The 12,775-nt window shown below is 70.0% G+C and carries 14 protein-coding genes; 11 read left to right on the top strand and 3 right to left on the bottom strand.

Annotated elements, in window-relative coordinates; genetic code table 11:
• The first annotated feature begins 307 nt into the window (after positions 1 to 307).
• The 3 genes from OG953_RS11245 (at position 308) to OG953_RS11235 (ending at position 2,997) form a co-directional block, all read left to right on the top strand.
• Positions 308 to 997 carry a 4'-phosphopantetheinyl transferase gene (locus OG953_RS11245; RefSeq protein WP_405683918.1) on the top strand — a complete coding sequence of 230 codons (690 nt, stop codon included), beginning with the start codon at positions 308 to 310 and terminating at the stop codon, positions 995 to 997.
• A gap of 210 nt (positions 998 to 1,207) precedes the next feature.
• On the top strand, positions 1,208 to 2,329 hold the full coding sequence (locus OG953_RS11240; protein WP_405691770.1) for a P1 family peptidase: 1,122 nt from the start codon (positions 1,208 to 1,210) through the stop codon (positions 2,327 to 2,329).
• 113 nt (positions 2,330 to 2,442) lie between these two features.
• Positions 2,443 to 2,997: a hypothetical protein gene (locus OG953_RS11235; RefSeq protein ID WP_405683916.1), complete on the top strand. Its 555-nt coding sequence runs from the start codon at positions 2,443 to 2,445 to the stop codon at positions 2,995 to 2,997.
• 237 nt (positions 2,998 to 3,234) lie between these two features.
• Here OG953_RS11235 and OG953_RS11230 read toward each other — a convergent pair whose 3' ends face one another.
• The 3 genes from OG953_RS11230 to OG953_RS11220 all read right to left on the bottom strand — a co-directional run bounded on the left by OG953_RS11230 (position 3,235) and on the right by OG953_RS11220 (position 5,650).
• Positions 3,235 to 3,699, bottom strand: a complete 465-nt coding sequence (locus OG953_RS11230) for a hypothetical protein (RefSeq protein ID WP_405683913.1) — start codon at positions 3,697 to 3,699, stop codon at positions 3,235 to 3,237.
• Positions 3,700 to 3,803: 104 nt separating this feature from the next.
• Positions 3,804 to 4,382 carry an acyl-CoA thioester hydrolase/BAAT C-terminal domain-containing protein gene (locus tag OG953_RS11225; RefSeq protein WP_405683911.1) on the bottom strand — a complete coding sequence of 193 codons (579 nt, stop codon included), beginning with the start codon at positions 4,380 to 4,382 and terminating at the stop codon, positions 3,804 to 3,806.
• Between the two features lie 383 nt (positions 4,383 to 4,765).
• Entirely contained in the window at positions 4,766 to 5,650 is an 885-nt protein-coding gene (locus OG953_RS11220) for an SIS domain-containing protein (protein ID WP_405683908.1), read from the bottom strand.
• A 186-nt stretch (positions 5,651 to 5,836) separates the two neighbouring features.
• Here OG953_RS11220 and OG953_RS11215 point away from each other — a divergent pair, with 186 nt between their 5' ends.
• From OG953_RS11215 to OG953_RS11180, 8 genes are all read left to right on the top strand, one after another.
• Positions 5,837 to 6,637, top strand: a complete 801-nt coding sequence (locus OG953_RS11215; protein ID WP_405683907.1) for a DeoR/GlpR family DNA-binding transcription regulator — start codon at positions 5,837 to 5,839, stop codon at positions 6,635 to 6,637.
• Between the two features lie 497 nt (positions 6,638 to 7,134).
• On the top strand, positions 7,135 to 8,136 hold the full coding sequence (locus tag OG953_RS11210; protein WP_405683905.1) for an MBL fold metallo-hydrolase: 1,002 nt from the start codon (positions 7,135 to 7,137) through the stop codon (positions 8,134 to 8,136).
• 83 nt (positions 8,137 to 8,219) lie between these two features.
• Positions 8,220 to 9,596 (top strand): ATP-binding protein, encoded by a 1,377-nt coding sequence (locus OG953_RS11205; protein ID WP_405683904.1) that lies wholly within the window; start codon positions 8,220 to 8,222, stop codon positions 9,594 to 9,596.
• Positions 9,593 to 10,018, top strand: a complete 426-nt coding sequence (locus tag OG953_RS11200; protein ID WP_405683903.1) for a roadblock/LC7 domain-containing protein — start codon at positions 9,593 to 9,595, stop codon at positions 10,016 to 10,018. Before OG953_RS11205 ends, OG953_RS11200 begins: the two co-directional genes overlap by 4 nt.
• Positions 10,015 to 10,368, top strand: coding sequence for a DUF742 domain-containing protein (locus tag OG953_RS11195; RefSeq protein ID WP_093899014.1), 354 nt, complete (start codon positions 10,015 to 10,017; stop codon positions 10,366 to 10,368). The genes OG953_RS11200 and OG953_RS11195 overlap by 4 nt, the downstream gene beginning before the upstream one ends.
• Entirely contained in the window at positions 10,346 to 10,960 is a 615-nt protein-coding gene (locus OG953_RS11190; protein WP_114247180.1) for an ATP/GTP-binding protein, read from the top strand. Before OG953_RS11195 ends, OG953_RS11190 begins: the two co-directional genes overlap by 23 nt.
• Positions 10,957 to 12,231, top strand: a complete 1,275-nt coding sequence (locus OG953_RS11185) for a cytochrome P450 (RefSeq protein WP_405683901.1) — start codon at positions 10,957 to 10,959, stop codon at positions 12,229 to 12,231. Before OG953_RS11190 ends, OG953_RS11185 begins: the two co-directional genes overlap by 4 nt.
• Before the next feature lie 95 nt (positions 12,232 to 12,326).
• Positions 12,327 to 12,725: a cell division protein SepF gene (locus OG953_RS11180; protein ID WP_405683899.1), complete on the top strand. Its 399-nt coding sequence runs from the start codon at positions 12,327 to 12,329 to the stop codon at positions 12,723 to 12,725.
• The last annotated feature ends 50 nt before the right edge of the window (positions 12,726 to 12,775 follow it).

Below are 12,775 nucleotides of genomic sequence, written 5' to 3'. Positions count from 1 at the left end.
CCGCTCCGGTAGGAGGCGGAGCCGACCGCCAGGGTTACCAGGCGTTTCCGGGGATTTCCAGGGATCTGCGGTGTGGCGGTGGTTTCCGGTCGGTATGCGGTGCTCGTCGGCCGACGTGTCCACCACGACGAATCCGATGGGGCCGGGGTCACCTCCCCTGCGGACCCCGTCCGCGATCCCCGCAGAGCGGAACGACAGGCGTACACCGCAAGGCGGTTGGTCGCCACGAACTGAAAATTCTTCAGTCTTCGGGCAGGCTTCAGAGACGATGCAGAGGATGGATCAACCAGCCGGTACGAGGGGGAACATGATCGAGAAGATTCTGCCGTCCCAGGTGGCCGTTGCCGAGGCGCACTCCGACCCGCCCGACGCGGCGCTCTTCCCTGGCGAGGCAGAGCTGATCCGTAATTCCGTGGAGGGCCGCCGCAAGGAGTTCACCACCGCACGCTGGTGCGCCCGCCGCGCGCTCGGCGAACTCGGTCTCGCACCCGCCCCCATCCTGAAAGGCGAACGCGGTGCGCCGATATGGCCGGGAGGAGTGGTCGGAAGCATGACCCACTGCGCCGGCTACCGAGCAGCTGCAATCGCCCGCCGGGCGGATGTGCTCACCGTCGGCATCGACGCCGAACCACATGAGCCGCTGCCCGACGGGGTGCACGAGTCCATCGCGCTCGCGACGGAACAGCAGCGCGAGCTCGAGCTGCGTCGGGCGTACCCCGAGATCCACTGGGACCGGCTGCTGTTCAGCGCGAAGGAGAGCGTCTACAAGGCGTGGTTCCCGCTCACCCACCGCTGGCTCGGCTTCGAACAGGCCGACATCGTGCTCCACTCGAACGGCAGCTTCACCGCCGGGCTGCTGATCTCCACCACGGAGCCGGACCTGGCCGCGGGAGCAACGGCGACCCCTACGGCTTTCAGTGGCCGATGGCTGGTCGCGGACGGTCTCCTGGTGACCGCCATCGCTGTCGGGAGCGAGCCGAACGCGCCCACCGGGTAGCGGGGCGCCGCAAGCGGTCACCGCTGCGGTACATGGCACGGCGCACAGTCAGGGGTGACGCGCGAGGAGACCGGCGAGAACCATGCCGGTGACCCAGCGCGTCGTCTCGACCATCAGCGGCGGGGTGGCCGGATACGATGAAACGTCGGCTCGCACCTCGTCCGGCGTGCGGGTGTACCCGTAATCTCTGACCGCATGAGTGCAGACCACATGGGCGAAGACCGCAAGCGTGCACGTGAAGTGGGCATCCCTCTGGCAGGCGAGCCGGGGCCGTGGAACGCGATCACGGACGTGCCCGGTGTCGAGGTCGGGTACGTCACCCTGGTCGAGGGCGAGGACGTACGCACCGGAGTGACGGCGCTCCTGCCGCGCGGGCGGGACGGTGTGGGTACGCCCTGCGCGGCCGGCTGGCACTCGTTCAACGGCAATGGCGAGATGACCGGAACCGCCTGGATCGAGGAGAGCGGATCGCTTGCCGTGCCGGTGGTCATCACCAACACGTACGCGGTCGGCCCGGTGCACCGCGGCGTGGTCGAGTGGGTGCGCGCCAACCGTCGTGGTATGGCGCCGGAGTGGCTGCTGCCGGTGGTCACCGAGACCTGGGACGGCCACCTCAACGACATCCACGGCTCGGCCGTGGAATCCCGTCATGCGGCGGACGCGATCGAGGCGGCGATCTCCGGCCCGGTCGAGGAGGGGTGCGTCGGCGGCGGAACGGGCATGCGCTGCTATGGCTTCAAGGGCGGCTCGGGAACCGCATCGCGGGTGGTGCAGTACGGCGAGGACCGTTACACCGTCGGCGCCTTCGTGCAGGCCAACTTCGGCGCACGGCGCGAACTGGTGGTCGCCGGTGTGACGATGGGGCGTGAGCTGTCCGATCCCTTCGAGACGCCGGCCCCCGAACCGGCGCCCGCTGGGGAGCCCCAGGTGCCGCCCGGCGCGGGGTCGGTGATCGTGGTCGTGGCGACCGACGCGCCCCTGCTGCCGGGGCAGTGCAAGGCGTTGGCCCGCCGGGTGACGCTGGGCCTCGCCCGGACCGGCACCACCGGCAGCCATTTCTCCGGGGACCTCTTCCTGGCCTTCTCCACGGCCAACCCGTCCGCGCTGACCAGTACGTTTCCCGCTGACGACGGCAGCACGCCGTACGAGTCGATGCGCTTCGTGCCATGGGGCCGGATGGACCCCTTCTACGGTGCGGTGGTCGAGTCGGTGGAGGAGGCGGTACTCAATGTGCTCACCGGCGCACACTCGATGACCGGCCGGGCGGGCCACCACGTCCCGGCGCTGCCGCTGGACCAGGTGACCGAACTCCTGGCGGCGCGAGGACAGTGACGCCGTGCGGAAGGCGATGCTGACGGCGCATTCGGAGGTCGCAGCCGGGGAAGACAGGCGCAGGGCGTGGTGGTCACTGGTCTCGTACAGGTTCGTCGGCCATACTGCCCGCCGTGGAGCAGCGCATAGATCCGAACACTCAGCCCGGCTACGCCGCGGGAACAGACCCGGCGTACATCCCTGGTCTCACGGCCCCCGCTACTGCCGGAAAGCAGGATACGAGTCAGGAGCAGACGGACCAGGAACGGACGGACCAGGAAAGGACAGAGGAGCGGGCGCCCGGTGCCGTCGCCCCCGGCGATGCCGTTGCGGAGGCCGTATCCGAGGATGCGGCAGCCGACGGGGAGGCCGCTGCCGAAGCGGCGGCTGACGACAAGGAGGCAGAGGACGGCCCCGTATTCGAGGCGAGCGACCGCCGTGGGTCGATCACCGCGGACCGTGACGGCGTCCGGTTCCGGCTGGACGACCAGGAGGCCGAGTTCCGCTGGGACGAGATCGGTGCGGTTGAGGTGAAGACTCCTCGGTTCGGCCGCCGGTTCACCGTCACGGTCCATATGTCGGCCCGTCGATGGTTCAACGCCGAGGTCGAGGCACCGGCCAGGAGCAACCTCAAGCAGTGGGCGGGAGAACTCGACGCGGTCCTGGACGTCTACTTCGAGGAGTCCTGACCACGGCGGTGTCGTCCGAGAGGCTGGGCCGGCGGCCGAAACGGCCGCCGGCCCCGTCGCGACCGCAGGCATGGCCCCGACCCCTGACCCGCCGACCGCGCGTATGCCGGGCGGTGGAGTGGCTGAGAGGCCGGCACGGGCGTGCGGCAGCGCAGTGCCAGGTGGGACCGGGTGCCCGGCCGGGGCCTCGGCCGTCGCCGCCTCGTCCCTGTCCCCGAGGCGTGCTGTGGATGACTCCTACCAGCTGTTGCCGAACCGGGCCATCGGCTCGATGAGGTAACGCTCCTCGTAGGCCCGATACGAGACAAGAGCGTCGGCGAGCAGATCCAGCGCCGAGCGCAGCTCCCGAGCCCGGGCCTCGGCTCCGACCCCGGCCCGGTCCTCGCCGCTGCCCGCGACTCGGGCGACCAGGGCCCGGCGGCGCCCCGCGTGATCAACGCCGCCGGCTGACCCGGCGCGGCAGCTTCCAGCCGAGGGCTGCGCCGAGCCGTCCCGCGCGACCCGGCCGATCGCCGCAGGCAGGTCGTCGCACTCACACCGGAGGGGGAGCGGCTCCAGCGGATACTTCAGGAAGTCGCCGAGCGCTCGCAGGAGACATTCCTCGCCATCCTGTCCACGGCCGAGCGGGCGGTGCCGGCCGCACTGTTGCGCAGGGTGCTCGTCTCGGACGACCGCGCCGGCGCCGCAGCGGACGCCTGACACTCAAACGCGGCGGCGGAGACCTGACACCCAAGCGCCACGTCGGACGCTGACGCTCAAGCGCCGTCGCGCGCGCCGCAGCGGACGCCCGACGCGCCGAAGTGCCGTCAGACGCCGCCCTGACGTGCGCCGCGAAGCACGTCGAGTATGTGGGGCCAGGCTGCCGCCCCAAGTGCCGCGTCCGTCGCGGGTGAGCCTCCGTACAGGAAGTGCGCGGAGGCGGGAGCGGGGACCTCGCCCGGAAGTCGTGGGCGGTGGCCTGCGTCGGGGCTGCTGATAACCCGTACGGGCAGGTCGGCCGCCCTGCGACGGGCGACCAGTTCCCCGGCGTAGGGCAGCGAAGGCCACATCGCATCGTCCCCGCCGGCGACAAGCACGAATTCGGCGGTGGACTTCTCCACCGCGATCGTCGCCGCGTCGACGCGGTCGGCGAACGTCTGCCGGCTGCGCTCGTAACGAACCAGCGGATCGACAAGGCCGTCATGCCCTCCCGGGCCAGGATCCGGCAGCGCTCGTCCTCGATGCGCCCACTGGACCCGGAGAGGACGAGCACCCCGATATCGCCGCCACGTACGCGGCCACGCGCGGGCATGGCCAGAAACCGTTCCTGGGCAGTGAGCAGGAGTGAGTCCTGTCTCACCGGCACGCCCCGAACGGTGTTGGGCGCACTGGTCCTCCGCTTTCACGTCTTGGGCGGCGACACATATCACGTATGCGGTCCGTCCCAGGTGGGCGGAATCCCTACGACCTGGCCATGTGGGTGTGGCCAGAGGCGACGGGGAGGCCCCGAACCATCACTCCGGTGATACGGGGGCCCCGACTGCTGACACCACACCCGGCGTCCCAGATCGCGTGACACACGTTACGCACACCCAGTCAGGCACACCCACAGACCGGAACACCGTTCACTCAATCGTGTCCATGTTCGCCAAAACAAGGTACTGGACCAGCAGTTGTGAACCCCTCGCGAATGCCCGGGTGAGGGCCTTCGCGAGGGGCTCCGTGGGCAGCCTTGCGAGCGTCCCCGCCCGGACCGTTGAAGGTGCGCTCGACGATGTCCATCGGTCGGTCAGGCGCCCGAGAGCACCACTGAGCGGGTCAGATGGCGCGGGCTGTCCGGGTCCAGACCGCGGGCGGCGGCGCGGGCGATCGCCAGACGCTGGACGCGTACCAGCTCGGCCAGCGGGTCCAGCCCGCTCTCCACCCAGCGGGCGCCGGTCGAGAGCACCTGCTCGGCAAGGCCCTCGGGGGCGGTGCCGAACATCCAGGTCGCGGTACCGGTGGTGGCGATGCTGATGGGACCGTGGCGGTACTCCATCGCGGGGTACGCCTCCGTCCAGGACAGCGACGCCTCCTTCATCTTGAGCGCGGCCTCGTTGGCGAGACCCGCCGTCCAGCCACGGCCGAGGAAGGTGAACTGGGTGCAGTCCAGCAGGCCTTCGGGCAGCGGCTCTGCCAGTGCGGTCTCCGCATCGCGGACCACGGCGTCGGTGTGCAGACCGAGGTGGGCGCGGAGCAGCGTGAGCAGGGTGGTGGCGAACCGGGTCTGCACGACGGACTGCTCGTCGGCGAAGTCGAGCACGACAACCTCGTCGGCGGACGTCATGACCGGGGTGTCCGGGTCGGCGGTGATGGCCACTGTGCGGGTGACACCACGGAGCCGGTTGAGCAGTTCCAGCACCTCGGTCGTGGTCCCCGAGCGGGTGAGGGCGACGACCCGGTCGTAGCCGCGGCCGAAGGGGAACTCCGAAGCGGCGAAGGCATCGGACTCGCCCTGCCCGGACTCCTCGCGGAGCGCGGCGTATGCCTGAGCCATGTAGAAGGAGGTGCCGCAGCCGACGACCGCGATCCGCTCACCGGTGGCGGGCAGAGCGGCTGCCTGCGTCTGGGCCAGCTCGGCGGCGCGGCGCCAGCACTCCGGCTGACTGGCTGTCTCGATCTCGACAAATGACACTCTTGCACTCCGTACTCGTAGTGGGATGCTCGTTTGTGCACGCTATACGCGATGTGCAAGCATTATCAAGCATTCTGCTTGCAGGAGGCTTGGCTGGGTGAAGCCTTGTGCGACGCTTGCGCGTGTCCGGTGACACGTACCCAAGGGGATGGGTGCCCGAAGCCCGGGCTCGTAAGGAGATTTCTCTTGTCCAGGGATGCCCGGTGGAACGCGCTGCTGGAACTTGTCGGTAAGAACGGCCGGGTGGAGGTCGAGGACGCCGCCGCGACGCTGGATGTCTCGGCCGCGACCATCCGTCGTGATCTGGACCAGCTTGCCGAGCAGCAGCTGCTCACGCGTACCCGCGGTGGCGCGGTCGCGCACGGCGTCAGTTACGAACTGGCCCTGCGCTACAAGACCGGCCGTCACGCCCCGGAGAAGCAGGCCATCGGCCGCGCCGTCTCGGAACTGGTGGCGGTCGGCGAAGTGGTGGGCCTGACCGGCGGTACGACACTGACCGAGGTGGCCCGTTCGCTGGCGGTGCGCTCCGATGTCGTCGGCGACACCGCGGCCGGGATGGGCGGTCAGCCGACCCTGACCGTTGTCACCAACGCCCTCAACATCGCCAACGAACTGGTCATCCGGCCGCAGATCAAGATCGTGGTGACCGGCGGAGTGGTCAGGCCGCAGTCGTACGAGCTGACGGGCCCGCTGGCCAGCGGAGTGCTGGGCGAAATCACGCTGGATGTCGCCGTGCTGGGTGTCAACGCGATCGACACCGAGCGCGGTGCATACGTACACCACGAGGGCGAGGCCAGCATCAACCGGCTGCTCGCCGAGCGGGCGCAACGGGTGGTCGTGGCGGCCGATTCCTCGAAGATCGGCAAGCGGGCCTTCGCCCGGGTCTGCGATCTCGGGCAGGTCGATTTCCTGGTCACCGACAAGGGGATCACGCCCGAGGCGACCGCCCGCTTCGCGGAGGCCGGCGTCACCGTCATCGCCGTCTGAACCAGTCGCCCGAACGGCGGGTCGACACCAAGGGGGTGGCGACCCGCCGTTTCCGTTTCTGTGTGGCCGAAACCGGACGCAGCCACGCAGAAGGGCGTATGGGCGGCGTTCCGGACAGGTTCTGCTTGAGAATGTTGTTAGTGGTGACGTCAAACGCATAATCATGCACGATCGAGCGCTCGGGACCGGTTCGGTGACAGTGCTTCCAGCGCCGTCACCGGAGGTTTTGGCGCAGCTGTTTTCAGCCATGCTCGGTGGGTAGTCGGCTCTTTCCGGTTTGGCGACGGCCCGACCGGTGTCCGCCGCGATGTGTGACACCGTCAGGTGAATTGTGGGTAATCATCCGGAAGATGTCGTATGGGGGTGCGGGGTGCCGGTCTCGTAGGGTCACCGAGCCTCCGGAACCGGAGAGCGTGAGCGGCGATTTTGCGCCAATGAGATCTCGCGGTGGCCGAGTTCGAACGCATGGCCGGATCGTGGTCGGCATAATCGCGTCCATGTCGATCATGGGTGGAGACGTCGTTGACCTGGGTCGGGGCTTGTACGCATGGCTCCCGCCGAAACGGGGCTGGGGGCTGGCGAACTGCGGTCTCCTCATCTCGCCCCGTGGCGCGCTCTGGATCGATACCCCGTACGACGCCGTGCTGGCCCGCCAGTTCCTGGCCGAGTCCACGAAGCGGCTGCCCGACGGTGTCTCCATCGACCGGGTGATCGTCACCCACGCGAACGGCGACCACTTCTGGGGAGCGGGCGTGCTCCCGGACGCGGAGATCATCGCGACCCGAGAGGCCCGCGAACACATCCATTACGAGCCCACGCCCAAGCAGCAGCACGCGCTCGTCGCCACCGGCGATCCGGCCACCGCGCTCGGGGCCTACCTCGGACGTCACTTCAACCCCTTCGACTGGTCGCAGACCGAGCCGGTGCAGCCGACGACATACTTCACCGGGGAGCTCGAACTGACCCTGGGGGAGTACCCGGTCCAGCTCTCCGCCTTGCCGTCCGCGCACACCACCGGCGACCTGATGGTCCATCTGCCCGCGCAGCGTGCGGTGTTCAGCGGCGACATCATCTTCTCCTCCACCCCCGCTCGGCCGGGCGATCACCCGGTGCACTGGGCGGGTCCGCTGAGCAATGTGATCGCGGCCTGCGAGCGGGTGCTGGCCACCGGCGCCGAGATCATCGTCCCGGGGCACGGACCGGTCCTCGATCAGGCCGGGGTGCGCGATCACATCGTGTATCTGGAGTACGTGCGCGAGCGCGCCCACGCCTTTCACGCAGCCGGGATTCCCGCCCTCGAGGCGGCCCGCCGGGTCATCGCCGAGGGGCGCTACCCGGAGCTCGGTCTCCCCGAGCGGCTGGTGGTGACCATCGGAAGCGAGTACCGGCAGCTCGACGGCTCCGAACTGCCCGGAGTGCTCCAGGTGATGACCGATGTCGCCGTGGTCGCTCAAGAGGTCGAGCAGGCCCGTGAGTCGGCGGGCCCGGCGGAGAAGTAAGCGGGCCCGGCGGAGAAATGAGCGGAGCTTCCGCCGTCGCTTCGGCCGGAAGACCGATCCGACAACAGAAATGCGGTGACGGCATGGGATGGATCGTGGCGGTGATCGCCGTCGCTGCTGCCGTGGCGGCGGCTGTCCGCGCACAGAACGCTGCGCGCGCGGAGCACCTGGCCCTGGCCCGCGCCGAGCTGGCCGAACGGCAGTCGAAGGCCGCCGAGGCCCGTACGGCCGCCCTCACCGACGAGATCCGGCAACTGGCCCGCAAGCGGATACCCGCCGCGGCGCTCGCCCTCTCCCACCCCACCGCCCAGGTCCCCGGACTGCGGGAGGCGGCCGAGGTCGACGGCGATTCCGCCCGGCTGCTCACCGAGGCCGTACAGGCGGCTCGCACGGCGGTCGTCGAGGAGCGCGGGCGCGTCGACGCGGCCGCCCGGGCTGCGATGCGCGGCACCTCGGCCAAGATCCAGTCCCTGCTCAACCAGTCCCAGCAACTGCTGCACGAGCTCCAGCACGAGTACGACGACCCACGCATCCTGCAGCTGGACTTCCGTAACGAACTGGCCTTGCGGCGTACCCAGTCCACCGCCGTGCTCTGCGACGCCTGGCCGGGACTCGCCCGCCAGAACTCGCCGCTCGTCGAGATCGTGCTCGGCGCCCAGTCCCGGGTCGCCGGCTATGAGCGGATCAAGGTCGCCAACCATTTGCGCGACGAACGGCTCGCGCTCGTCGCCCGCGCCGCGGAACCCCTCGCGATCGCGCTCGCCGAACTGCTGGCCAATGCCACGGCCTACTCGCACCCCGACACCGATGTGCAGGTGACCGTCCAGCAGAGCGGTGGCCGCGGCGCGTTCCTGATCGTCGACGACGCGGGCATCGGCATGGACGACGATGCGCTCGACCGGGCCCGTGCCCTGCTGGCGGGTCCGTCCGAAGTGCTCCTGACCGAGCTGGGCGACCCACCGCAGACCGGTTTCGCCGTCGTCGGCCGGCTCGTCGTGCAGTACGGCTTCAACTGCCACATCGAGGCATCGCCGTTCGGTGGAATGCGTACGATCCTGCGCGTCCCCGCCCATCTGCTCACCGTGATGGAGGACGACCGCAGCCTCTCCGCCCTCGCCCCGAAGCCGATGCAGGCGCACACCACTCCTCCGGTTTCCGCCCGCGTCGAACCGGAACCCGCACCGGCACCGCAAGCCGTCGGCGGGCACCCCGCCGAGCTGCCCAGCCGGCGCCGACGTTCACCACGCCCGACCCCGGCCCGGTCCGCATCCGCCGCCCTCACCCGGGACCGGGAACAGGTGTCCCGTACACCCGAGCAGGCCGAGGCTTCCTGGGCGGCACTCCAACAGGGCACCCTCAATGGCCGGAGCGTCGCCGGGCGGTCATCCGCACCGGCAGCGGACGATCACCACCCGGACGACCACGACGACCAGGACGACCAAGGAGACGACGAGAAGTGAGCGCCCCCACTCCCACCACCGGTGACCTCGCATGGGTGCTGACCCCCCTGCTGGAGCTGCCCGGAGTCCAGCACGCCGTGGTCGCCACCGGCGACGGCCTCGTCGAGGGGGCCTCACCCGGCCTGGACCGGGCGTCCGGCGAGCGGGTCGCCGCCATGACCGCCACGCTGCACGCCGCGGCCCGCGCGTTCACCACGGCCTTCACCGACGTCGAGGCGCCGCGCCTGGCCCAGACGGTTGTCGAGTCCGACCAGGGCTTCGCCATCGTCGTACCGGCCGGGAACAACACCACACTCGCCCTGTTCGCGGAACCCGGAGCCAAACTCGGCGACATCGCCTACCAGATGCAGGTGCAGGTCACCGCCCTGACCCGGGCGATGAACGCGCCCGCCCGCCAACCGGACACCGCCACCCGGCCATGACCTCCGGCCCCGGACGCCGTCTGATCCCCGCCTATCTGGTCACCGGCGGCCGGACCCGGCCCGCCGGTCCCGCGCTCGACCGGCTCGCCGTGCTCGTACGCACCGACACGGACCTGCCCCCGGACACCGGCTCGGAACAGCGCAGGCTGTGCGAGCTGCTCGAACCGGGCGCGCTCACCGTCGTCGAATCCGCGGCCCACCTGGATCTGCCGGTCAGCGCCACCGTCTTTCTGGCCACGGACCTTGCGGCCGCCGGACATCTGCACACCCGACCGCCCATCCCCAGCGCCGGGGAGATCGACCGGTCGCTCGTCGAGAGGCTGCTCGTTGGACTCCGCTCCCTCCACTGACCGGACCGGCATCGGCTATCTGCCGCCTGCCGCCCGGACCCTGATGAAGCTCGTCGTCACGGGTCCCTTCGGCGTGGGCAAAACCACCCTGATCCGCACGCTGTCGGAGATCGCCACGCTCCACACCGAAGAGGCGATGACTCAGTCCAGCACCCGGCTCGACGACACCGCAGGCCTGCCGGACAAGACCACGACCACCGTCGCCATCGACTTCGGCCGGCTCACCGTCCTCGACGACCTGGTGCTCTACATGTTCGGCACGCCGGGCCAGCAGCGGTTCCTCCCGCTCTGGGAGGACATCGCACGCGGCGCGCTCGGCGCACTCGTCCTGGTCGACACCCGCAGGCTCGCCGACTCCTTCGCGGTCATGGACATGGTCGAGGAGCAGGGACTGCCGTACGCCGTCGCCGTCAACCGTTTCCCCGACGCCCCCGCCCACACCGACGAGGTCCTGCGCAAACACCTCGACCTCGCCCCCGAGACCCCGCTGGTGCAGTGCGACGCCCGCGAACGCCGCGGCAGTATCGACGCACTGATCGCGCTCGCCGAGCATGTGCTGACCCGAATGCCCCGGCCCGAGGACCCGTCATGACACCGCCCGCACAGCCGCCGCAGCCCCTCGCGCTGTACGGCCCGAACTTCGCCGCCGACCCGCAGAGCCACTACCGGCGCCTGCGTGAACACGGCCCCCTGGCCCCCGTCCGGCTCGCGCCCGGCATCGACGCCCTGCTGATCACGGACTACCAGGCCGCCGTCGACCTGCTGCGCGACACCCACACCTTCACCAAGGACCCGCGCGCCTGGCAGGCCACCGTCCCCGACGACTCGCCGGTCCTGCCCATGCTCGGCTACCGGCCCACCGCGCTCTTCAGCGACGGCGACGTACACGCCCGTTACCGCGACGCCATCAACGACAGCCTCGCCCTGATCGAGCCGCACGTCCTGCGGGCCGAGGTCGTCCGGGTCGCCCAGCGGCTCATCGGCGAATTCGCGGCCACCGGCAGCGGCGACCTGATCGCCCAGTACGCCCGACGACTCCCGGTGCACGTCATCGTCACCTGGTTCGGCGTACCGTCGGGCGACAGCGAACGCATCGTCAACGGCATCGCCGGCATGTTCAACTCCGCCGAGGACGCCGCCACCGCGTACGCCGACCTCGTCGAGGTCGTCACCGATCTGGTCGCCGATCGCCGCGCCCGGCCGCGCCGCGACCTCATTTCGTACCTCCTCGCCCATCCGGCCAACCTCGACAACGACGAGACTGTGCGTCAGATCACTCTGATCATGAGCGCGGGCCACGATCCGACGACCAATCTGATCGGCAACGCGCTGCTGCACATGCTCACCGACGCGCGCTACGCCGGCTCGCTGCACGGCGGCGCGATGACGGCACACGAGGCGATCAACGAGGTCCTCTGGCAGGACCCGCCGCTGGCCAATTTCGCGGCCCACTACCCGCGCCACGACACGGAGTTCCACGGCGTCCGACTGCGCGCCGGACAGCTGCTCCTCGTCTCCTACGCCGCCGCCAACACCCAGTCCGTGCCCGACCGTTCGGACCCCGGGGTCCGCTCCGGCGCCAGTGCCCATCTGGCCTGGTCGGCCGGTCCGCACCGGTGCCCGGCAAAGCAGCCGGCGCTGCTCATCGCCATGACCGCGATCGAGCAGCTCACCAGTCAGCTGTGCGACGCAGAACTGGACGTTCCGGTCAGTGGACTGAAGTGGCGGCCGGGACCGTTCCACCGTGCTCTGGTGCGGCTTCCGGTACGTTTCACGCCCGTTGACATGACTACGGAAACGGACCGGCACGACGCGGCCGAGGGTGCTTCGGACGGACCGTCAGCGGTGTCGATCAGCTTGTGAACCGTGTCGGTGGTACGCCGAACGGGTGAGGGGCGAGAGAATTGCCCGATGAACAGCGAGCGCAACGCCGACCGAAGCACAGACGGGGTGGTCCGGTGAGCAGGTACGACAGGTACGACGTCACGGACGAGCAGTGGGAGGGGCTTGCCCAGGTCGTACCTCTGCGCAGCCGCGACGCGTGGCCGTCCAGGGTCGATCACCGTACGGTCCCCGGCGAGAGCGCGGCAGCCGAACAGCGGCGCCTCGTCGTGCTGCGGGTCCAGGTCTTCGCGGACGCACGCGAGGTGGCGGAGTACCTGGTCGCACAGATCCCGGTGCTGCTCGATCTGACCAGCGCGGAGACGGATGTGGCCAAGCGCATCCTGGACTTCACCAGCGGGGTGGTCTTCGGTCTGGGCAGCGGAATGCACCGGGTCGACCGGAACGTCTTCCTGCTGTCGCCGCTCGGCATGGAGGTCGAGGGGGTTACGGCGGCAGGCGTCCCCGGGGCGTAGGAAGGCCGCCGTGCGGGTGTCGGCAGGGTGGGCGCGGCGGTAGACGTCCT

Source organism: Streptomyces sp. NBC_00057 (assembly GCF_045041165.1).
Taxonomy (GTDB): domain Bacteria; phylum Actinomycetota; class Actinomycetes; order Streptomycetales; family Streptomycetaceae; genus Streptomyces.
This window is presented reverse-complemented; position numbering and strand designations above follow the sequence as displayed.

Bases quoted from the DNA above. Each gene is read 5' to 3' on its own strand.
- OG953_RS11245 (WP_405683918.1), top strand. From the start codon at position 308: ATGATCGAGAAGATTCTGCCGTCCCAGGTGGCCGTTGCCGAGGCGCAC.
- OG953_RS11205 (WP_405683904.1), top strand. From the start codon at position 8,220: ATGGGATGGATCGTGGCGGTGATCGCCGTCGCTGCTGCCGTGGCGGCG.
- OG953_RS11195 (WP_093899014.1), top strand. From the start codon at position 10,015: ATGACCTCCGGCCCCGGACGCCGTCTGATCCCCGCCTATCTGGTCACC.
- OG953_RS11210 (WP_405683905.1), top strand. From the start codon at position 7,135: ATGTCGATCATGGGTGGAGACGTCGTTGACCTGGGTCGGGGCTTGTAC.
- OG953_RS11185 (WP_405683901.1), top strand. From the start codon at position 10,957: ATGACACCGCCCGCACAGCCGCCGCAGCCCCTCGCGCTGTACGGCCCG.
- OG953_RS11240 (WP_405691770.1), top strand. From the start codon at position 1,208: ATGGGCGAAGACCGCAAGCGTGCACGTGAAGTGGGCATCCCTCTGGCA.